This window comes from Citrobacter sp. LUTT5 (assembly GCF_009905315.1).
Taxonomy (GTDB): domain Bacteria; phylum Pseudomonadota; class Gammaproteobacteria; order Enterobacterales; family Enterobacteriaceae; genus Citrobacter; species Citrobacter freundii.
On sequence record NZ_CP047606.1, the window covers coordinates 222,663 to 244,679 of the forward strand.

Below are 22,017 nucleotides of genomic sequence, written 5' to 3' on the forward strand. Positions count from 1 at the left end.
CCTTTTCATCCTGCTGGACTATCTTTAGGACAGGCAAGGAAGGAAGTAGAGAGGTTAGACATGACGAAAACAGGTAAAATAACCACTTCAGTAATAGGGGTTTTCTTGTTGTTGATCGTCGTACTCATCATTGTGATTGCGACATTTGACTGGAACCGGCTCAAACCGACCATCAACCAGAAAGTCTCTACAGAACTCAACCGGCCCTTTGCTATACGGGGTGACCTGGGCGTGGTTTGGGAACGCCAGAAGCAGGAAACCGGCTGGCGTAGCTGGGTTCCGTGGCCGCATGTTCATGCTGAAGATATCATCCTCGGCAACCCGCCAGACATTCCTGACGTTACCATGGTGCATCTCCCGCGTGTTGAAGCTACGCTCGCCCCACTGGCACTGCTGACAAAAAACGTCTGGCTCCCGTGGGTCAAGCTGGTCAAACCCGATGCGCGGCTGATCCGCCTGTCGGAGAAAAACAATAACTGGACCTTTAACTTAGCTGGGGACGAAAACCGCGATCCTAATGCGCCGCCATCCGCGTGGTCGTTCCGGCTGGATAACATTCTGTTTGACCAGGGACGCATCGCCATTAACGATAAGGTGACGAAGTCGGAGATTGAGATCCTGGTCGATCCGCTGGGCAAACCGTTGCCCTTTAGCGAAGTGACCGGCGCAAAAGGTAAAGAGAGCAACGCCCACGTCGAGGACTACGTGTTTGGTCTGAAAGCGCAAGGGCGATATAACGGCGAACCGCTAAGCGGTAGCGGAAAAATTGGCGGAATGCTGGCGCTGCGTGGTGAAGATACGCCTTTCCCGATTCAGGCTGATTTCCGTTCGGGCAATACGCGCGTAGCGTTTATCGGCACGATAAACGATCCGATGAACATGGGCGGGGCGGATCTACGACTTAAATTCTCGGGAGATTCGCTAGGGGATTTATACGATTTGACCGGCGTGCTGCTCCCGGATACGCCGCCGTTTGAAACCGACGGACGTCTGGTGGCGAAAATTGACCCGGATAAATCCTCTGTTTTTGATTATCGCGATTTCAATGGCCGCATTGGCGACAGCGATATTCACGGAACGCTGGCCTACACCACCGGCAAGCCGCGACCAATGCTGAAGGGCGATGTGGAATCACGCCAGCTGAGGCTGGCCGATTTGGGGCCGCTGATCGGGGTGGATTCAGGCAAAGGGGCGGAACGGGCAAAACAATCTGAACAGCGCAAAGGTGAGAAGAGCGTTCAGCCTGCGGACAAGGTGTTGCCGTATGACCGTTTTGAAACTGACAAATGGAACGTAATGGACGCTGACGTGCGTTTCAAAGGACGGCGTATTGAGCATGGCAGTAGCCTACCGATCAGCGATCTCTCCACTCATATCATCCTGAAAAATGCCGACCTGCGTCTGCAACCGCTGAAATTTGGTCTTGCGGGAGGCAGCATTGTTTCCAGCATCCATCTGGAAGGGGATAAAAAGCCGATGCGGGGGCAGGCGGATATCCAGGCTCGCCGCCTGAAGCTTAAAGCACTGATGCCGGATGTGGAACTGATGCAAAAAACGCTTGGTGAAATGAACGGTGACGCCAGGTTTAGTGGGAGCGGAAACTCGGTGGCGGCGCTGTTGGGTAACAGCAATGGCAACCTGAAACTGCTGATGAATGACGGTTTGATCAGCCGGAATCTGATGGAAATTGTGGGCTTGAATCTGGGGAACTATCTTGTCGGGCAGATATTTGGCGATGACGAAGTGCGGGTGAACTGCGCGGCGGCGAATCTGGATATTGTTAACGGCGTGGCGCGTCCGCAGATTTTTGCTTTTGATACGGAAAACGCAGTCATTAATGTCACCGGTACGGCAAGCTTTGCGTCGGAGCAACTGGATTTAACTATCGATCCGGAGAGTAAAGGGATTCGTATTATTACTCTGCGTTCGCCGTTGTATGTTCGCGGCACCTTTAAGAATCCGCAGGCAGGCGTGAAGGCCGGACCGCTGATTGCGCGCGGTGCGGTTGCTGCTGCGCTGGCAACGCTGGTGACGCCAGCGGCGGCCCTGCTGGCGCTGATTTCACCTTCTGAAGGGGATGCTAATCAGTGCCGGACAATCCTGTCGCAGATGAAGAAGTGATGAGAGCGCCGGATGAGGTGTAAACACCTTATCCGGCCTACGGGGGATTGCAGTTTGTAGGCCTGATAAGCATAGCGCCATCAGGCCATCAAATTACAGCGATTGATGCCGTGTCTCATGGGTTAACAGCAGCGCAATTAACGTTAACGCCGCCATTGATGCCAGATACGTACCGACTGCCGCCAGACCATAGTTCGCCTGCAACCATGCAGCGATGTATGGGGCAACGGAAGCACCAAGAATCGACGAAACGTTGTACGAGAACGACGCCCCTGTGTAGCGCACTTCGGTCGGGAACAGCTCCGGCAGCAGCGCGCCCATCGGACCAAATGTCAGCCCCATCAGGCTTAAGCCCAGCAACAGGAAGGCGAAAACCAGCACCGGATTGCCAGAGCCGAGCAGTGGTTTAAAGGCAAACAGCGCAAACAGAATGATAAGCGTGGTGATGATGAGCATGCTCTTGCGACGACCAAATGCGTCGGCCAGCAGGCCCGCCACCGGCACCATGACGCCAAAGCCAATCACCGCCATCATCAGCATCCACAACACTTCATTACGCGGCAGGCCAAGTCCCACAGGCGCGGCAGCGGTGCTGAACGTCATCGAATAGACGGTCATGATATAGAACAGCGTATAGGTCGCCAGCATGATGAATGTGCCGAGGATCGTCACGCGAACATGTTTGGTCAGCAGGGTACCCAGCGGGATTTTTACCTGCTTTTTCGCCGCGGCTACTTTGGCGAAGACCGGGGATTCATGCAGCGAAACGCGAACGTACAGACCGATAATCACCAGTACCGCAGAGAAGATGAACGGTACGCGCCAACCCCAGCTCATGAACTGTTCGTCGGTCAGCAGCCAGGAGAGCAGCAGAAAGGTACCATTGGCGAAGAAGAAGCCGATAGGCGCGCCCAACTGCGGAAATGATCCGTACAGCGCGCGTTTGCGCGGAGGTGCGTTTTCCGTCGCCAGCAACGCCGCGCCGCCCCATTCACCGCCCAGACCTAAACCCTGACCAAAACGCGCCAGCGCCAGCAGCAAGGGGGCGAAAATGCCGATTGTTTCATAGCCCGGCAGCAGGCCAATCACAACCGTCGAGATCCCCATGGTGAGCAGTGAGGCAACCAGCGTGACTTTACGGCCGACGCGATCGCCGAAATGCCCGAATACCGCAGAACCAATCGGTCGTGCCACAAAGGCGATAGCAAAAGTCGCCAGGGACTGTAGCGTCGCGGCAGTCGGATCCCCCTGCGGGAAGAAGATATGCGGGAACACGATCACCGCGGCGGTGGCGTAAATATAGAAGTCGAAGAACTCAATGGCGGTGCCAATGAGCGAGGCGACGACGACTTTATTGCGCGAGTTGACCGGGGTGTGTTCCTGTTCGTTGTCGAGTGTTGTGGCTGTTGCTTGCATAATATTTTCTTATTTTTGGCCGAACGAAAGGCCATATTACGCACAGCAAAAGCGACATTTCAATCTGTAACAAACTTTGAGAATGGTCAAAAATAGAGCAAAAAGGGGATAATTTTTAGGCTTGAGATTTCACTTCCATGAAATGCTTCACATAATTTAAAACTTAGATGATAAAACTAGTTTTTGGTTAAATAAAAGTTACAGGTTGGATTTATTCACTAAATCGGTGAGATCGGGCGGCATTATAATTGCCGGATGGCGCTGCGCTTATCCAGCCTACAAAACTCACCCGTAGGCCGGATAAGACGCGTGCGTCGCCATCCGGCAATTAACAACTAATCCGGCGGTGGCTACTGCGTTTTCCCCGGCATACGCGGGTCGTCTTTGTATTCCGCCGTGGCAATCCAGGCAGCGCAAAACAGAGTCAGACGAGCGAAGAAGTAGAAGAACGCCATCAATCCAAGCACGGAACCAAACGCCGCGCCTGACGGCGATTGCACCAGTGACGGCAGGGTATATGTCATGATCATTTTGATGACTTCAAACCCCAGAGCCGCGATAAATGTGCCGCGTATGAGCGCTTTTTTACGCGGTCGGTGACGCGGTAGCCGCCAGAAAATCCAGAAGAACAGCAAGTAGTTGGCGAAAATAGAGATGGTCAGGCCGATCAGCCGCCAGGCGGGCTTCAGCCATTCGATACCGTCGAGATACAACGCAGAGATAATCATCTGCTGGGCGGAGCCGGCAATGGAGGTAATGGACAGAGTAACAATCAGCGCAATCAGTAAGCCAATCAATGAGATAAAATCACGCAGATATTTGACCCAAATTTTTTCCTGATCCTGCGGGGCACGCTCCCAGACATCCCGCGACTGGGCACGAATTGCTTCGCGCAGGTTTCCCATCCAGTTAATGCCGGAATAGAGCGCGATGCCAAGCCCCACCAGACCGACGGTGGTACGTTGCTGTACGGCAGTATTAATGGTGTTTTTCAGCGTAGAGGCGAGCGTCGGATCGCTGACGTTGAGCAGAATTTTGCCGAAGATATCCTGTAACAGCGTAGGATGCGAAGCGAGAATAAAACCCGCGGCGGCAAACGACACCATCAGGATCGGGATCATCGACAGAAACGAGAAGTAGGTAATCGCGGCGCCAAACTGATTTCCCATGCGATCGTTAAACCGCTCCGCAGCCCGAATCAGATGGGCAATCATGGGCTGGCGTTGAACTTTTTCAGCGAAGGTCAGGGCAGTTTTCAACGCCCGGTTGGTCTTACCATTGGTTTCTGTATTTTCCTGCTCCAGGGGCTCAATTTTTAGGATGGGGGCGTGCTCAAGTTCCTGAATGGGGCGTTTAATCTCTTTTTCCTGCGTCATCAGGGCAATAATCCTTGTTCTGTTCATTCTCAGGACAGTATAGCTTGTCAGTCCACATAGTCTTTCATCACGCCAGTCAGCCATTCCATAAACAGATGTACCCGGCGAGAGAGGTTGCGTCGATGCGGATAAAGCAAAGAGACCGGCATTGGCTCGGCGCGATATTGCGGCAACACTTCGACCAGCGTACCGGCGCGCAGGGCATCACGCACGCCAACGCGCGGTACCTGAATAATGCCCAGACCTGCAAGGCATGCCGCGTGATAGGTTTCGGTACTGTTTACCGTTAGCATGCCGCCGGTTTTAACCCATTGCGTGCCGTTTTCTGTCGCCACTTCGAAGCCTTGCGCACGCGTTCCCAAATTGACCGAGTAGTGCACCACTGCATGTGAAGCTAAATCCTCCAGGCTTTCCGGATAACCAAAGCGGGCGAGGTACTGCGGGCTGGCGCAGTTAATCTGCGTGAGTTTCCCCAGTGGGCGCGCAATCAGCCCTGAATCTTTCAGCGTGCCTACGCGTACCACACAGTCGAAACCTTCGCGGACCAGATCCACCAGGCGGTCGCTGCTGCTGAGTTCGAGCTCAAGGCCGGGATACTGATGCAAGAAAGTGGGTAAGCGGGGCATCACCAGATTTCTCGCCACGCCAACCGGCATATCGACGCGCAGCTTGCCGCTGATGCTGGACGGATCGTGATGAAATAGTCCATCCAGCTCATCCAGATTGCTCAACAAATCTTTTGCGCGTTCGTAATAGATCATACCGTCTTGTGTGAGCTGAACGCGGCGGGTAGTGCGGTGCAACAACTGCGTGCCCAGATGATTTTCCAGGGCCTGGATTTGGCGAGATACGCTACCTTTAGGAAGACCAAGGGTGTCTGCCGCACGCGAAAAGCTCTCCAGTTCTGCGACGCGGATGAACAACTGCATTGCGTGAATTTTATCCATTCTTATGCCCTATTGTTGTTCCAAATGAAACAGTAATGCGCAACAGACGACATTTATTGTTTTTCTATCACCTAATAAGCTTTATCTCAATCATCACAACGTCGGAAATGAGGTTTCTTATGACGCAACGTATCGCATTAGTGACTGGTGGTAGTCGTGGGCTCGGTAAAAACGCCGCACTTAAGCTGGCTGACAGAGGAACGGACATTATCTTTACCTACAACAGCCAGCAGCAGGCGGCGCTGGATGTGGTTGCTGAAATTGAGCAAAAAGGCAGAAAAGCTGCGGCAATACAACTGAATGTCAGCGATGTGTCTGGCTTTGAGTCCTTTACCCATGAGGTACAAGCGCAGCTGAAGAGCATGTGGAATCGTGAAGCGTTTGATTATTTAGTGAACAATGCCGGAATTGGTCTGTATGGCGCTTTTGCCGATACCTCCGAAGCGATGTTTGATCAATTAGTGAAAATTCACTTTAAGGGCCCCTTCTTCCTGACCCAACGTCTGTTGCCGTTGATCCAGAATGGCGGCAGGATCCTGAATGTTTCATCGGGACTGGCGCGTTTTGCACTGCCAGGGTATGCCGCCTATGCCTCAATGAAAGGGGCGATGGAAGTACTGACGCGTTATCAGGCGAAAGAACTGGGAGAGCGGGGTATTTCAGTAAATATCATCGCGCCTGGGGCAATTGAAACCGATTTTGGCGGCGGTCGACTGCGGAATAATAAAGAGCTGAATGCATATGTGGCATCGCAAACGGCGCTGGGACGCGCGGGCTTGCCGGATGATATTGGCGACGCGATTGCCGCGTTGCTCAGTGATGAGCTGGCCTGGATGACAGCGCAGCGTATCGAAGTATCGGGCGGAATGTTCCTGTAAATCGCTCGTATCTTATTCAGCTTTTGAGCAATAGAAAACCGGTGCGCCACTCCAGGTAAAAATATAGCTGGTGGCGTTTACCGGTATTATCTGCAATCTAATTCAGCGATCGCGGTGCCGAAAGAAATCCGGGATAAACTTTCTGAATAACTCATTTTTCTTCGACAGCGGATTTGTCTCAGAAGAAACCATGATCACTTCCCCATCCCCCACGGATTCAGAATTTAATTCTTTAAAATGTTAAAAATTCGACATTAAGAATTGAGCGTTCGATCGCGTATGTGAAAACATGGCCTATGTGCTAAAAATTTCGCATAGGAAGAATAATAAATCGTGAATTTCATTTATAACCTTAAATCTACCATAAACGAATACTAAACGACCGCTTCCTCATAGTAGATTGGGATGAAGATTGGAAAGCATTTATAGCAGTCATATAATCCACCATACAAACGGTATGGATTATCTCAACGCTTATATGTAGAGGTGCATGTTCGTCTTCATTTAACGTGGGTATAAGTTATGGGCTATCGTCTATATGGATTTATGATTGGTGCTGAAATTCATTTTGACATTTCTAATCGCCGACTGTATCGGCTTACTGGTAGCCATACCGAGAAAAACATCGTTTTTGCGTCAATTTACTTTAATGAAACAATGCTCAGGCTTTTCCTGTATTTATTAATAAATGCCAGGAGCCAGCCGATACCGAAAGAAGAATTATTTGAGAAAATCTGGGAAGCGCATAATCTGAGCCCCTCTGCGCAAAGATTATGGCAAGTCCTGCACAATCTTAATAATAAACTTGGCCTGCTGGGGTTACCCAGGGATTTTATCCTTAATATAAGAGGTCAGGGTTATGTCATCAATTATCCTGATGTCATTCCCGTTTATTACAAAGTGAGCGAACTCCCAACTCATGCTGTCAAAAAAAGGGAGAAAATAGATAACCTGAGTGAGTGATGTCAACCCAGGTATTTGCCCTGAGCATGCAGTGCGAGGGGCTTTTTTTATCGTTATCTTTACTTTTTATTTTCAATGTATTTTCGCTAAATAACGTTATTGTTCGATAGATACCAATAACGGCCAGGGCGATTGGGTCAGGTTCTGATGATTGCTGTGCGGTTGCCCTCAATAGGCCGCCGCACGCTTGAGGCTCGTGATGATTACCACAACCAGGCAACTCCCGATATTATTCTCTGACGCCAGCGAATTACTGGCCCGTTTCCTCACCTGTGCACCGGTAAAAACGTTGAATGCAGCCATTCTTCAACGGCAGTTCCAACCGGTGTATCAACCCATTTTTAACAGCCAGACGGGTGAAATTGCAGGTATTGAGGTACTCGCCAGGTGGACGCATCCCCAGTATGGCGCTATTCCCCCTGATATATTTATTCCCCTTGCGGAAGAGCATGGTCTTATCGCCTCGCTGACGCATCAACTTATTCAGCAAGTCATTGCCGACCTGCAGTCGCGGCTCCCCCTTTTCCCAAATGGACTTTACCTTAACCTAAATCTGAGCCCCGAAAACTGCCTCGATCCGCGCTTTGAGTCGGACGTCGTGGCGCTCATGCAAAAGCTTGCCCCGGTTCAGGTTCAACTGGTTATCGAAATTACCGAAAGACGCCCTCTGCACTTTACCCCTCAGCTAAGCGAGTGGTTTGCCGCGTTGAGAAAATCCAATATCGCCGTAGCGTTAGATGATTTCGGGACAGGATACTCGAATCTGTGTTACCTCCACGCGCTGGAACCGGAGTTTATTAAGATAGATAAACTGTTTGTCAGCCAGATTGGTGAGGGGGGCGATACCCGCATTGTCGATACGCTTATTGAGCTGGCGCAGAAGATGGGTCTGCGAATGATTGCCGAGGGCGTTGAGACTCAGGCTCAGGCCGATTATCTGCGCATGAAACGCTGTGATTTTTTACAAGGGTATTATTTATGCAGACCCGTTCCACTTGAAGATCTGATCGGAGTGATGCAATCGCCCGCAACCTTTAGTGTCGATTGATACAGCAATACTGCCTGGGGAAACCACAGGTGATGATCAATTGATGCGACATTTTATTTTGTAACATATTTGTCTGTTACTGTGAGTTCCTTATTTTTATTAGAAAATATAGACTCCAAAAAATTAATATTAATAAGCTAGTTTTGAGTATTGGATATTAAGGATTTCCTTAATGTTTAGCGCCACTTTTGTCCCTTTGTGTGATTATTTGGTTTGAGCTGTAACTATTTGCGATTTCTACTTTTTTCTTCTCCGTCTATCGGTAAAATGGCCCCCGCCAAATGGTGACTTCTTATTTTACCCCTCGGGTAATACCCTTCCGCGTGTTAAGGCTAGTATCTTATTCAGACGGAGATAAGTAATGCAGGTAATAATGTTTGACAGGCAGTCGATATTTATTCATGGAATGAATGTAAGTTTACAAGAGCGTATTCCAGGAGTGGATGTTCAGGGTGTCAGTCAGGCAGATGACCTTTGGCAGAAACTGGAAGACACCCCTGATGCACTGATAATGCTGGATGGCGACCAGGACGCCGAGTTCTGCCGTAACTTGCTACAGCAGATAGCGCAACGCTTTTCGACAGTAAAAGTGCTGGTAACAGCAACGGACTGCCGTAAAAAATGGCTGCAGGAGGTTACGCAATTGAATGTGCTGGCCATTGTTCCACGCGACTCTGACGCGGAAACCTTCACGCTGGCTCTCAATAGCATTGCGATGGGAATGGTATTTATCCCCAGAGATTGTATGACAACCCCCGAGAGCAGCGGGCAAAATATCAGATCGCTTAGTGCGCGTCAGCGAGAGATTCTGACTATGCTTGCCGCCGGAGAATCAAATAAACAAATTGGTCGATTGTTAAATATCAGCACCGGAACGGTCAAAGCCCATCTTGAATCGCTGTATCAGCGCCTCGAGGTAAAAAACCGTACGCAGGCGGCAATGATGTTAAACGACGCTATTTAACGGGCGAATATTTCACAGTCAGAACGATTCTGGCTGTGAAATAACCCCCGAGCAGAATTCTGCAGCACAAAACCGGCTTATCCCCACGCTGAGCATCCACGCAATTAACGCTTCCTGTTGAAACCTTTCTTTTATTTGCGGCATTTTCTGGTGTATGAATTCCTCGCAGATTTCCAGATCCGCGAGCAGTAGTGTTTCTGCCTGCGTTACCGAAACAGGCGCAGGAAAGCTTTCATCGGATGTGATTTCGTGCCCGTAGCCAATCACCCAGACACCATTTTTGTCCTGATACTTTTCCAGTGACAGGCCTTGCCATTGTTTAATAAATGCAACACAGGCGGGCGTGAAATACGTTGAATGGAGTGGCATATTCATCTCTGTACAAAGAGACCTATTTTAAGAAACCGCCTCCGTTACGCCAGTTGTCATACAGCCAGTTTTTTCAGCAAAACGTCTTATTCTGCGGGTGGCTGATAGTCGTGTTTTAACAGGCCGAAAATCCAGTCATCATTCCAGGTTTGATGCAACCAGTAGCTTTCCCGCAGCGTGCCTTCGTGAATGAACCCGACCTTTTCCAACAGACGCCGTGAGGCTTCGTTTCCTGCGGTGACGCAAGCCGTAAGCCGGCGTAGCCCTCCGGTGGTAAATGCAAAATCGCAAACTGCATGCAGAGATTCAGTACCATAACCTTTCCCCTGCGCTTCAGGGGCGAGCAGAAAACCGACCTCGGCACATTCATTGTTTTCATGAATATATCCAGTCACTCCAAGCGGTGCTCCCGATGCCTTATCGCACAGGACCAGACATAGCCAGTGCGGGCTGCCGGGAGACCATTCAGGCAGGCGGGAGTTGAAGGCTGTCCGTATCTCCTCTTCAGTACGCGTGTCAGCGACAAAGCGCATCACATCTGGATTCTTCTGTAGCGTTAAGAAGAACGTCCAGTCATTTTCTGTCAGTGGGCGGCAGAGCAGACGTGATGTTTGCAATACAGGCACAGGCTTATCTCCAGAATAATTTTCAATGATTGTGCGGAAGTCACTGTAAAACTTATTTATTTGCTATATGAATGTGTTTTAGTCTACATCGGCACAACGTTGCGTTTAAAAAAGATAATTACATACCATGATGAGGCCGCACGTTTTGGGTCCTTTTAGGGAAGATGATGACCAATAGCGCGTTACAAGCGACATGTACACCCTTTGAACATTGTCTGGGGATTATCCGTCAGGCGTCGATAGAAATATTATTGCTGTTAGGCGTACATGTCACAGAAGGCAAAGACCCTCGGTGGTTTCTCGAACAACTGGATCAGGCTCGACTGAATCTGGGCGGCTGGGGGGCTGTCGCCAGACGGTTGCAGATGAATGATGCGCAATTGAGCCAGTTCACTCTGCGGCTACGCCATCTTCAACAGAGTGTACCCCAATATGAAAATGGTCAGGACGTCAGTGAAAACCAGCTGATTTCAGCGCTGCGCTTTGTGGCCTCTCTGGAACAATTACGCCAGCAACAGCCCATCCTGAAGTATCAAACCGAAATTACACCTGTAGAGCCGGATGCTCAGATGCGGGCGCAGCGTCAACTTCGCGCAATAGAATTAACCCTCAAATCCCTGATTGCGCGGGTATGGCCGGATCAACATCCTCTCAACAGCTTTCTGAAACAGCACTTTGGCGGTGAACGTCTGCGTCGCTGGCTAAAGTTGGGCGAAGGACGAGATGCGCTGGACGGTATGATGTTTAGCGAGCTGGCACTGATGGTCGTCGATAAGAAATTATTTGTTCGCCACTTTACACAGATTTTTAACGATACCTCGGTGCTGATGTCGTTTGTTGAGCCGCGCATCACGCTACGCATGTTTTTGGATGATTGCCGCCTGGCTCGTAACTGTGTTATCGCGCAACAACCGCTAACCTCAGTACAATTGCTGTTGCTGGACTACCAGTACCGGCAGATAACTCATCCTGTGCAACGGGCGTTTGAAGAACGACGTACGCGCATTAATCCTGCGTCGTATCTGGAATCTGATGAGTCCATGGTCCGCCAGTTTTGGGAAACGGCAAAGCAAAAAGACGAGCAAGCGGGAGGCGATAAGCATGAAATCGCAGACAGTATTGATCCGCCGGAGAAGCGAGCCAAACGCTCGGCAGAAGAACGTGAACAGCTAATTTCCGGCATGTTGTGGGTAGCGGTCGGCGTGATGGTGCTGGCGATTTCGCTGGGTGCGTTCTGGTTATTCACTTCGCCAGCGCCACAGGCGTCATCCGGACAATCCGTTGAAATTGTGCAGGAGGAACCGCGACGTGACGCCCCCAGCGCGCGGGAGGCGGTGACCCGAATGGGTATCACCTGGGATGCCTTTAACATGCGGGCGGCTATCGATCGCAATGACACTCGCGTGACGTCACTGTTCCTGCAGGGTGGGATGGACTGGAAGCTGGCGTGGACGGAGCAGGCGTTCTCAGCGGGCAATACCGAGGTGTTGAGACTGCTGCTGCGTTACCCTTCGCAGATGGATGAAAGCAAACCATGCCGACAGTTTATGACTACGCTCAGCCATGCGATGTCGAATGGGGCGTCACTCACATCGCTGCATAAAAGTTATCTGCAAAGTTTTTGTTCGGTGCCTGCGGTCGTTGCGCGTCAGCAATATAATCTTGAGCAGGCCGAGCTGCGTGTTCGCGCCCAGCCAAGCCCTGAGAACAAGAAATGGCAGAAAATTCACGCCGAGTTGTACGATGCGATTAACTGACATCCTGATGAATCAGACCGTCAACCGCTAGGGTTCGCCATACAAACCGATGAGTCGGCGCACCACGCCATTGGTCCAGCCAAAGCCGTCCTGCAACGGATATTCCCCGCCGCCGCCTTCGCGCGGCGCTGCGTCGGCTATGTGGTATTTTTCGATAAGCTTGTGGTGTTCCTGATAAAAGAGATTCACCGTTTTCAACCAGTTACGGGCGATTTCATCCCCGAGATGGTCGTCACCGTACAGTTTGAAGCCCTGGATCGCCATCCACTGCAGCGGCGCCCAGCCGTTCGGTTTATCCCACTGTTCCCCAGTTTCATGCTCCGTGGCTAAAATACCACCGGGCGTGAGCAGGCGACTGCGAACCGCGTTAGCAAGCCGGTCGGCTTGTTCATGTGTTGCCATACCGACATATAGCGGCACAATACTGGCGGCAGAGAACAGGGCCATTTGTTCGCGCCGCCAGTCGTAATCGCGATAGCAGCCGTTTTCATCGTCCCACAGATAGCGGTTTACCGCATCGCGACGGTCACTGGCTTTCTGGCGAAACTGCGCTTCCGTTTCTTTGTCGCCTTTCAGCGCGGAAATATTGGCGATAGTGCTTTCCAGCTTGTAGAGGAATGCGTTCAGATCAATCGGGATGAACTGCGTGGTGCGTATGCTGGCAAGGCGGCCTGCATCGCGTAGCCAGCGCGAGGAATAATCCCAGCCAGAGGCCGCGCCCGCGCGCAAATCCCGATACACCTCATTGGGTGGACGACCCGAATGCTTGGCGGTCTCAACGTCTTCAAGCCATGATTCATCACGCGGGGTATCACGATCGTCCCAATAGCGGTTGAGCAGAGAGCCGTCCGACATTCTGATCACGTGACGGTAGGCCTGGTTGAGCACCAGGGAATCGGCGCCATCCATCCAGAATGCGTATTCCATTTTTAGATGTTCAAGGTAGCGACGCGCGCCGCGCACGCCATCTTCTTCAAACAGTTCCACCATCAGCGCAAAAACCGGTGGCTGCGAACGGCTCAGGTAGTAGGTACGGTTACCGTTGGGGATGTGACCATAGTTTTCAATCATCCAGGCAAAGTTATCCGCCATACACTTCAGCAGATCTTCGCGGCCGCTCTCTGCCAGACCCAGCATGGTAAAGTAGGAATCCCAGTAGTAGGTTTCGCTAAAACGTCCACCGGGCACAATATATGACTGCGGTAACGCCAGCAGCGAGGACCAGGGAATGTGATCCTGCGGCTCGCGCGTCAGCACAGGCCACAGTTGATCGATATGCTCTTTCAGCGAGCTTGCCGGATCGGACACATATTCACTGGAGGGCGTTTCCGGTAGCCAGAAATGGTTCTCGACGAAACGTCGCAGATCAAAGTCGCGGTGGCGTTTGACCTTGCGATAACGGATCAAAATATCCAGCGGATCCATTTTGGGCGCACAGTCGGGGAAGGTTTTGCTATCGGCAAACAGTTTCGACGACTGGACGTGTTCGAACAGCTCAAGGTAACGATCGGCCGGGGTTAACGCATCTGAGGCGGGCAGCCCTTCAATCATCTCCGGCTCAGGCTCTGCCTCAATCATTTCATCCAGCTTTAACTCGCACGGATCCATTTCATAAAGCAGATCGATATCGATCGTCATTTCTTCTGAAGGGGCGTGGGGTAGTTTCTGGTTGAGCATAATGAGAAAGACCTCCGATGGACGTTGAAAGATTAAGGCTATTGCCCGGTCGTCAGTTAAGCGTAGACATTCGCTTCGGTGTCTGGTGAGTAAAGCGTGCGGTTGATCACGTTTTAGTGCTGCATATTATTTAGAAAATAAGACTATCCCAATGAATATAATGAAGAATTCATAATTCTGCGTGACCTGAAGATATTTTATTTTCAGAACATTCGATTGCAACGAGGTGTGAACGGAAAACCATAACGGCTTATCTCCGTAATAGGCACAGGCTATTCTATCGATAGTTATCCCCCATGTAATTGCTTGATACTTATCAAAATAATAAATCCCTTACTTTCTATGATGGTTAAGTCTGACAAAGACTATGCACTCATTATTCTAATTTTTCTGGGTCACAATAACTCACAACGGTGAGGGTAAAATAATGAAAATCATTACCCGTCTTACCGCGATAGCCATAGCTGGCGTCGTGATTTGTTATTTTGGATTATCCGGTTATGTGTGGTATCACGATAATCAACGTAGTAAACAGGCAGATGTTCAGGCCTCTACGCTGGAAGAAAATAATAAAGTATTAGGTTTTTTACGCGAAAAAGGATGCGATTATTGTCACACGCCTTCAGCTGAATTACCTTTCTATTCTTCTTTTCCTGTCGCTAAGCAGTTGATGAATTACGATATTCAACTGGGATACAAATCATTCAATCTTGAGGCCGTTCGTGCGGCGCTGGTCGCAGATAAACCCGTTTCGCAAAGCGACCTGAATAAAATTGAATGGGTGATGCAGTACGACACCATGCCGCCGACGCGTTATACCGCACTGCACTGGGCTGGCAAGGTAAGCGATACGGAGCGAGCAGAGATCCTGGGCTGGATTGCGAAACAGCGCGAGCAGTATTACGCCAGTAACGATACCGCCGCGCAGCATCGTAACGAGCCTGTGCAGCCGATACCGGAAAGCATTCCGACCGATGCCCGTAAAGTGGCGCTGGGCTTTACGCTTTACCACGACCCGCGTATTTCCGGTGACAGCACGATTTCTTGCGCGCACTGCCATGCCCTGAATGCGGGGGGCGTAGATGGTCGCAAAACGTCAATCGGCGTAGGCGGCGCGGTTGGTCCTATCAACGCGCCGACGGTATTTAACTCTGTCTTCAACGTGGAACAATTCTGGGATGGTCGAGCACCAACATTGCAGGCGCAGGCAGGCGGCCCGCCGTTGAACCCTATCGAGATGGCGTCTAAATCCTGGGATGAAATTATTCAGAAACTGGATAAAGATCCGCAACTCAAACAAGAGTTTATCGCGGTTTATCCGCAGGGATTCAGCGGAGATAATATTACCGATGCGATTGCTGAGTTTGAGAAAACGCTAATTACGCCAAATTCGCCGTTTGATAAATGGCTACGCGGCGATGAAGCGGCGTTAACTGCCCAGCAGAAACATGGCTATCAGTTGTTTAAAGATAATAAGTGCGCGACCTGTCATGGCGGTATTATTTTAGGCGGGCGTTCATTTGAGCCATTGGGTTTGAAAAAGGACTTTAATTTCGGCGAGGTCACTGCTGCAGATATTGGCCGCATGAACGTCACTAATGAATTACGTGACAAGCTGCGTCAAAAAGTCCCTGGCTTGCGTAACGTTGCGCTGACCGCGCCTTATTTCCATCGAGGTGATGTGCCTACGCTCGACGGTGCGGTAAAACTGATGCTGCGTTATCAGGTGGGTAAAGAACTGCCGCAGGAAGATATCGACGATATCGTGGCGTTCCTCGAAAGCTTAAACGGCGTGTATACGCCATATATGCAGGGTAAATAGACTTTGCCCTGGTCCTGATTCGGACGTAAAAAAACCGACTTCACGTCGGTTTTTTTACGCTTCAGCCCGAGTTGGTGGCTCTGGCCGAAGTGAGATAGTTATCATCTAACGCTTCAATCCTATTACCTTAACGGTGCTATTGCAAGAATGCGCTGGCAGTTACGATTAAAAGAACTGTATACTTATCCAGTTAGCTCTGTAACTTATCCCTTCCGGACGCGCGCTAAACGCTTTCTAAGTCCTGATCGGCGAAACGGGTGGTGCCGTTGGCCGATGCTCTGGCCGGGGTGAGATAGTTATCATCTAACAATGGAGCATGCCCCGTGACAGGCAATGGATGAGTAAGCGGGTGCATTCTCACTCCACCTGATGGAGAAAACGGGTGATTGATAAAGCAATCATCGTTCTGGGAGCGTTAATTGCGTTGCTGGAGCTGATCCGCTATCTGCTGCAACTTTTGAACTGATAGCGGAAACGTAACTAAGGGCAAAGAGCTAACCCCTCTTTGCCCTTTAACACTCATGAAGTGCGATTAACGCATGGTAACGAACTCTTCTGCTGCCGTTGGGTGAATCGCAACGGTGTTATCAAAGTCTTTCTTGGTTGCGCCCATTTTCAGTGCGACCGCGAAGCCTTGCAGCATTTCATCCATTCCAAAACCAATACCGTGAATACCGACAATCTTCTCTTCCGGACCGACGCAAACCAGCTTCATGCGGCACGGCTGACGATGTGAAGTGACAGCGGTATACATCGCGGTAAACGATGATTTATACACTTTTACCTGGTCATCGCCGTGCTGTTCGCGAGCCTGCTGCTCGGTCAGGCCGACGGTGCCAATTGGCGGATGGCTGAAGACCACGGTCGGGATATTGCTGTAGTCCAGATGTTCGTCCGGTTTGTTGTTAAACAGACGCTCAGACAGGCGACGGCCCGCGGCAACAGCAACCGGCGTCAGCTCAACGGCACCGGTGTTATCGCCGACGGCATAAATTCCCGGCACGCTGGTGTTCTGATATTTATCAACGACGATGTAGCCTTTTTCGTTGGTTTTCACGCCAGTAACTGCCAGGTTGAAGTTATCGGTGGCTGGTTCACGACCAATTGCCCAAATCAGGCAATCTACCGTTTCGCTACGACCATCTTCCAGTTGCAGGGTCAGGCTGCCGTCAGCGTTTTTAACGACCGCTTTCGGAATCGCGTGAGTATGCAGAGTCGGGCCTTCGGCGTTCATCACCTCAACCAGCGTGTCGACGATCATCGGGTCGAAGCTGCGTAGCGGCGCGTGTTTACGCACGAACAGATGCGTTTGGGCACCCAGGCCGTTAATCACGCCTGCCAGCTCAACGGCGATGTAACCTGCGCCGACGACCGCAACGCGCTTCGGCAGTGCGGGCAGCTCAAAGAAGCCATCGGAGTCGATCCCGTATTCCACACCCGGAATGTTCGGATGGCTCGGGCGACCGCCGGTAGCAATCAAAATATGATCGGCAGTAATGGTTTCACCGTTCACTTCAATGGTTTTGGCATCCACAAAGCGGGCAAAACCTTTAATCACATCGACATTATTTTTGCCCAGCACATTGTCATACGAGGTATGAATACGATCGATATAAGCGGTACGCGTGGCGATCAGTTTATCCCAGTCGAACTTATTGATGGTGGTGTCGAAACCGTAATCCGGGCCGTACATGTGGATCGCTTCGCGAACCTGGGCGGCATGCCACATCACTTTCTTTGGTACGCAGCCCACGTTAACACAGGTTCCGCCTAACTCTTTGGCTTCAATCAGTGCGCATTTCTGGCCGTACATTGCTGCACGGTTAATGGAGGCAATACCGCCGCTGCCGCCGCCAATAGCGATGTAATCATAGTGCTTGGTCATGACCGCTCCTTCATGTTCATTGTAGGGCGGAGAAGCGTTACGCCATCCGCCAAAATATTCGCGATTGTATACCTGATATTAAAAGGTTCCACCGATGGCTGCGATTACTCCGGCACGATCCAGCTTACCGAGGTATGACCGGTTCCTGCCGGAACCAGTTTGCTGTGCAACCACGGCAGAACGTTGTTCATCTGCTGCTCCAGCTTCCACGGTGGGTTAATCACAATCATGCCAGACGCTGTCATACCGCGCTGATCGCTGTCCGGGCGCACCGCCAGTTCAATTTGCAGAATTTTGCGGATGCCGGTGTCTTCGAGATCGTGGATCATGCGCTTGATTTGCTGGCGCAGAACCACCGGATACCACAGCGCATAGGTGCCGGTCGCGAAACGCTTGTAGCCTTCGTTAATACCGGTGACCACCGCCTGGTAGTCGCTTTTGATTTCGTAGGGTGGATCGATAAGGATCAGCCCACGACGTGAAACCGGCGGCAATTTTGCTTTCAGCTGCTGATAACCATCGGCTTTGGCCACGCGTGCGCGCTCATCTTTCTGGAATTCGCCGCGCAGCAGGGGAAAGTCGCTCGGGTGCAGTTCAGTTAATTGCAGGCTATCCTGTTCGCGCAGCAGCTGGCGAGCAATTAACGGAGAGCCCGGGTAGTAGCGCAACTGATCGCTACGGTTGAAATGTTGCACTACGCCAATGTAGGGTTCCAGTTCGGCAGGCAAATCGTCCTGCTGCCAGATACGGGCGATCCCTTCCAGATATTCACCGGTACGTTCGGCATGCTCACTGCTCAGCTGATAACGGCCAGCGCCAGCATGGGTGTCCAGATAGAGAAACGGTTTTTCTTTCTCTTTGAGCGATTCAATGATCAGGCTCTGGACGGTGTGTTTCAGGACGTCGGCGTGGTTGCCTGCGTGATAACTGTGGCGATAACTGAGCATGGGTAATGAAATTCCGCTGAAATGACGATTTGCCACAGTTTACAGCAGATCGGCACAGATTACCCGTAGGCCCGGTAAGCGCAGCACCACCGGGCGTCTTTCCGTCACGGTTAGCATTGAAATCCTCTACACTTAACCCCATTGTACAAATTAATATGCACAGCGCCGGATACGCGCTTCATTCACTCTTTTCAACAGGACCGCGCTAATGACCAATCCATTGCTGACTCCCTTCGCACTGCCGCCGTTTTCTAAAATTCAGCCTGAGCATGTCGTGCCTGCCGTCACTAAGGCGCTGAACGATTGCCGCGAAAACGTTGAGCGAGTGGTTGCGCAGGGCGCGCCGTACACCTGGGAAAATCTCTGCCAGCCGTTGGCGGAAGTTGACGATGTGCTGGGGCGTATTTTCTCTCCTGTTAGCCACCTGAACTCGGTGAAAAACAGCCCGGAACTGCGTGAAGCCTACGAACAAACGCTGCCGCTGCTGTCTGAATACAGCACCTGGGTTGGACAACATGAAGGCCTGTACAAAGCGTACCGCGACCTGCGTGATGGCGATCATTACGCCACCCTGAGTACCGCGCAGAAAAAAGCGGTCGATAACGCGCTGCGCGATTTTGAGCTTTCTGGTATCGGTCTGCCGAAGGAAAAACAGCAGCGTTATGGTGAAATCGCCACCCGTCTGTCTGAGCTCGGCAACTTGTACAGCAATAACGTCCTTGATGCCACGATGGGCTGGACGAAGTTAGTCACCGATGAAGCCGAGCTGGCTGGTATGCCGGAAAGCGCGCTGGCTGCGGCGAAGGCCCAGGCGGAAGCCAAAGAGCAGGCAGGCTATCTGTTAACGCTGGATATCCCAAGCTACCTGCCGGTGATGACCTACTGTGACAACCAGGGACTGCGTGAAGAGATGTATCGCGCTTACTCCACCCGCGCGTCTGACCAGGGGCCGAACGCTGGCAAATGGGACAACAGCCCGATAATGGAAGAGATCCTTGCGCTGCGCCACGAACTGGCACAGCTGCTGGGCTTTGAAAGCTACGCCTTTAAATCTCTGGCTACCAAAATGGCGGAAAACCCGCAGCAGGTCCTCGACTTCCTGACCGATCTGGCGAAACGTGCCCGTCCGCAGGGTGAGAAAGAGCTGGCCCAGTTGCGCGCCTTCGCGAAAGCGGAATTTGGCGTTGATGAGCTTCAGCCGTGGGACATCGCCTACTATAGCGAGAAACAAAAACAGCACCTCTACAGCATCAGTGACGAGCAGCTTCGTCCTTATTTCCCGGAGAACAAAGCCGTTAACGGTCTGTTTGAAGTGGTTAAACGTATTTATGGCATCACTGCCAAAGAGCGCACCGATGTTGACGTCTGGCACCCGGAAGTTCGTTTCTTCGAGTTGTATGACGAAAACAACGAGCTGCGCGGCAGCTTCTACCTCGACCTGTATGCCCGTGAACATAAACGCGGCGGGGCGTGGATGGACGACTGCGTCGGCCAGATGCGTAAAACCGACGGCACGTTGCAAAAACCGGTTGCCTACCTGACCTGTAACTTTAACCGTCCGGTGAACGGTAAACCTGCGCTGTTTACCCACGATGAAGTGATTACCCTGTTCCACGAGTTCGGCCACGGTCTGCACCATATGCTGACCCGTATCGAAACCGCGGGCGTTTCCGGTATCAACGGTGTGCCATGGGATGCGGTCGAACTGCCGAGCCAGTTTATGGAAAACTGGTGCTGGGAGCCACAAGCGTTGGCGTTTATCTCCGGCCATTATGAAACCGGCGAACCGCTGCCGAAGGAACTGCTGGATAAAATGCTGGCGGCGAAAAACTACCAGGCGGCGCTGTTTATTCTGCGTCAACTGGAGTTCGGTCTGTTTGATTTCCGTCTGCACGCGGAATTTAACCCGCAGCAAGGGGCGAAAATCCTCGACACGCTGGCGGAAATCAAGAAACAGGTCGCCGTGGTGCCGGGCCCAACCTGGGGCCGCTTCCCGCATGCCTTCAGCCATATTTTTGCAGGGGGCTACGCGGCGGGTTACTACAGCTATCTGTGGGCCGACGTGCTGGCGGCGGATGCCTTCTCTCGCTTCGAAGATGAAGGGATTTTCAACCGTCAAACCGGACAATCGTTCCTCGATAACATCCTCACCCGTGGCGGTTCTGAAGAGCCGATGGAACTGTTCAAACGCTTCCGTGGCCGCGAGCCACAGCTGGATGCGATGCTGGAGCATTACGGGATTAAAGGCTGATTTACCCGTCATACTTCAAGCTGCCTCTTCGGCAACTGCGCTCACTCACCCTGGTCACGTACTATTTGTACGTTCCCAGGGATTCCTTCACTTGTTGTCTTGATGCAACTCGAATTATTTAGGGTAAAGCGGAATTGAAAATCTGCTTAATTGATGAAACAGGCGCCGGAGACAGCGCCTTATCTGTTCTGGCCGCCCGCTGGGGACTGGAACACGATGAAGATAACCTGATGGCGCTGGTGATGACGACAGCACATCTGGAACTGCGCAAACGTGACGAACCTAAACTCGGCGGTATCTTCGTGGATTTCGCGGGCGGTGCGATGGCCCATCGGCGCAAATTTGGCGGTGGCCGTGGTGAAGCGGTGGCGAAGGCGGTCGGCATTAAAGGCGATTACCTGCCGGATGTGGTCGATGCAACCGCAGGGCTGGGGCGCGATGCGTTTGTACTGGCCTCGGTAGGCTGTCGCGTACGAATGCTGGAACGAAACCCGGTGGTTGCTGCGCTGCTTGACGATGGCCTGGCGCGCGGGTATGCCGACCCGGAAATCGGTCCGTGGCTGCAGGAGCGTTTGCAGTTGATTCACGCGTCGAGCCTGACGGCGTTAACCGATATCACACCGCGCCCGCAGGTGGTGTACCTCGACCCGATGTTCCCGCATAAGCAGAAAAGCGCGCTGGTGAAAAAAGAGATGCGTGTGTTTCAGTCGCTGGTGGGGCCGGATCTGGATGCGGATGGGCTGCTGGAGCCTGCTCGTCAGTTAGCCACCAAACGAGTGGTGGTGAAACGTCCGGACTACGCGCCGCCGCTGGCCGACGTGGCAACGCCGAACGCGGTAGTTACAAAAGGGCATCGGTTCGATATTTATGCGGGAACGGCATAGGCCAGATGGTCAGCTATAGTGCCCTTATCGGGTCTACAGCTCGGTGCCGTTAGTAGGCCGGATAAGGCGGTAGCCGCATCCGGCAT

18 protein-coding genes are annotated in these 22,017 nt (G+C 51.8%); 10 read left to right on the forward strand and 8 right to left on the reverse strand.

Features of this window, described 5'->3' with window-relative positions:
* Positions 1 to 60: 60 nt before the first annotated feature.
* Positions 61 to 2,121 (forward strand): AsmA family protein, encoded by a 2,061-nt coding sequence (locus GUC46_RS01055; protein ID WP_160179657.1) that lies wholly within the window; start codon positions 61 to 63, stop codon positions 2,119 to 2,121.
* Positions 2,122 to 2,214: 93 nt separating this feature from the next.
* On the opposite strand, the gene GUC46_RS01060 is transcribed toward GUC46_RS01055, so the two are convergent.
* The 3 genes from GUC46_RS01060 to GUC46_RS01070 form a co-directional block, all read right to left on the reverse strand.
* The gene (locus GUC46_RS01060) at positions 2,215 to 3,537 is read right to left on the reverse strand and encodes an MFS transporter (RefSeq protein ID WP_003023312.1); all 1,323 of its coding nucleotides are present in this window, start codon (positions 3,535 to 3,537) and stop codon (positions 2,215 to 2,217) included.
* Positions 3,538 to 3,887: 350 nt separating this feature from the next.
* Positions 3,888 to 4,913: an inner membrane protein YhjD gene (yhjD, locus tag GUC46_RS01065; RefSeq protein ID WP_160179659.1), complete on the reverse strand. Its 1,026-nt coding sequence runs from the start codon at positions 4,911 to 4,913 to the stop codon at positions 3,888 to 3,890.
* 47 nt (positions 4,914 to 4,960) lie between these two features.
* The gene (locus GUC46_RS01070) at positions 4,961 to 5,860 is read right to left on the reverse strand and encodes a LysR family transcriptional regulator (protein WP_003837759.1); all 900 of its coding nucleotides are present in this window, start codon (positions 5,858 to 5,860) and stop codon (positions 4,961 to 4,963) included.
* A gap of 119 nt (positions 5,861 to 5,979) precedes the next feature.
* Here GUC46_RS01070 and GUC46_RS01075 point away from each other — a divergent pair, with 119 nt between their 5' ends.
* The 4 genes from GUC46_RS01075 (at position 5,980) to GUC46_RS01090 (ending at position 9,713) form a co-directional block, all read left to right on the forward strand.
* The gene (locus GUC46_RS01075; RefSeq protein ID WP_160179661.1) at positions 5,980 to 6,738 is read left to right on the forward strand and encodes an SDR family NAD(P)-dependent oxidoreductase; all 759 of its coding nucleotides are present in this window, start codon (positions 5,980 to 5,982) and stop codon (positions 6,736 to 6,738) included.
* 522 nt (positions 6,739 to 7,260) lie between these two features.
* Positions 7,261 to 7,701, forward strand: coding sequence for a winged helix-turn-helix domain-containing protein (locus GUC46_RS01080; protein WP_003837762.1), 441 nt, complete (start codon positions 7,261 to 7,263; stop codon positions 7,699 to 7,701).
* Between the two features lie 199 nt (positions 7,702 to 7,900).
* Complete coding sequence (locus GUC46_RS01085; protein ID WP_003846143.1) at positions 7,901 to 8,749, forward strand: EAL domain-containing protein; 849 nt, start codon at positions 7,901 to 7,903, stop codon at positions 8,747 to 8,749.
* Between the two features lie 361 nt (positions 8,750 to 9,110).
* The gene (locus GUC46_RS01090; protein ID WP_003837766.1) at positions 9,111 to 9,713 is read left to right on the forward strand and encodes a response regulator transcription factor; all 603 of its coding nucleotides are present in this window, start codon (positions 9,111 to 9,113) and stop codon (positions 9,711 to 9,713) included.
* A gap of 18 nt (positions 9,714 to 9,731) precedes the next feature.
* Here GUC46_RS01090 and GUC46_RS01095 read toward each other — a convergent pair whose 3' ends face one another.
* Together GUC46_RS01095 and GUC46_RS01100 are read right to left on the reverse strand one after the other, a co-directional pair.
* Positions 9,732 to 10,082 carry a glycoside hydrolase family protein gene (locus GUC46_RS01095; RefSeq protein WP_003837768.1) on the reverse strand — a complete coding sequence of 117 codons (351 nt, stop codon included), beginning with the start codon at positions 10,080 to 10,082 and terminating at the stop codon, positions 9,732 to 9,734.
* 86 nt (positions 10,083 to 10,168) lie between these two features.
* On the reverse strand, positions 10,169 to 10,708 hold the full coding sequence (locus GUC46_RS01100) for a GNAT family N-acetyltransferase (protein ID WP_160179663.1): 540 nt from the start codon (positions 10,706 to 10,708) through the stop codon (positions 10,169 to 10,171).
* A gap of 167 nt (positions 10,709 to 10,875) precedes the next feature.
* Here GUC46_RS01100 and GUC46_RS01105 point away from each other — a divergent pair, with 167 nt between their 5' ends.
* Positions 10,876 to 12,465: an STY4199 family HEPN domain-containing protein gene (locus GUC46_RS01105; RefSeq protein ID WP_048232972.1), complete on the forward strand. Its 1,590-nt coding sequence runs from the start codon at positions 10,876 to 10,878 to the stop codon at positions 12,463 to 12,465.
* Positions 12,466 to 12,492: 27 nt separating this feature from the next.
* Here GUC46_RS01105 and GUC46_RS01110 read toward each other — a convergent pair whose 3' ends face one another.
* On the reverse strand, positions 12,493 to 14,142 hold the full coding sequence (locus GUC46_RS01110) for an alpha,alpha-trehalase (protein ID WP_003846147.1): 1,650 nt from the start codon (positions 14,140 to 14,142) through the stop codon (positions 12,493 to 12,495).
* A 427-nt stretch (positions 14,143 to 14,569) separates the two neighbouring features.
* Between GUC46_RS01110 and GUC46_RS01115 the strand changes: the two genes are divergently transcribed.
* Both GUC46_RS01115 and dinQ read left to right on the forward strand, forming a co-directional pair.
* Positions 14,570 to 15,964, forward strand: a complete 1,395-nt coding sequence (locus tag GUC46_RS01115; RefSeq protein WP_003837773.1) for a cytochrome-c peroxidase — start codon at positions 14,570 to 14,572, stop codon at positions 15,962 to 15,964.
* A 382-nt stretch (positions 15,965 to 16,346) separates the two neighbouring features.
* On the forward strand, positions 16,347 to 16,430 hold the full coding sequence (gene dinQ, locus GUC46_RS01120) for a damage-inducible type I toxin DinQ (protein WP_003837776.1): 84 nt from the start codon (positions 16,347 to 16,349) through the stop codon (positions 16,428 to 16,430).
* Positions 16,431 to 16,496: 66 nt separating this feature from the next.
* Here the strand turns inward: dinQ and gorA are convergent, their stop codons facing one another.
* Together gorA and GUC46_RS01130 are read right to left on the reverse strand one after the other, a co-directional pair.
* Positions 16,497 to 17,849 carry a glutathione-disulfide reductase gene (gene gorA, locus GUC46_RS01125; RefSeq protein ID WP_003837777.1) on the reverse strand — a complete coding sequence of 451 codons (1,353 nt, stop codon included), beginning with the start codon at positions 17,847 to 17,849 and terminating at the stop codon, positions 16,497 to 16,499.
* Positions 17,850 to 17,953: 104 nt separating this feature from the next.
* Positions 17,954 to 18,796 (reverse strand): 23S rRNA (adenine(2030)-N(6))-methyltransferase RlmJ, encoded by an 843-nt coding sequence (locus tag GUC46_RS01130; RefSeq protein WP_102191063.1) that lies wholly within the window; start codon positions 18,794 to 18,796, stop codon positions 17,954 to 17,956.
* Positions 18,797 to 19,004: 208 nt separating this feature from the next.
* Here GUC46_RS01130 and prlC point away from each other — a divergent pair, with 208 nt between their 5' ends.
* Both prlC and rsmJ read left to right on the forward strand, forming a co-directional pair.
* A complete protein-coding gene (gene prlC, locus GUC46_RS01135; protein WP_130715260.1) occupies positions 19,005 to 21,047 on the forward strand; it encodes an oligopeptidase A in 2,043 nt (680 codons plus the stop codon).
* Positions 21,048 to 21,181: 134 nt separating this feature from the next.
* On the forward strand, positions 21,182 to 21,931 hold the full coding sequence (gene rsmJ / locus GUC46_RS01140) for a 16S rRNA (guanine(1516)-N(2))-methyltransferase RsmJ (RefSeq protein ID WP_130715259.1): 750 nt from the start codon (positions 21,182 to 21,184) through the stop codon (positions 21,929 to 21,931).
* Positions 21,932 to 22,017: the final 86 nt, after the last annotated feature.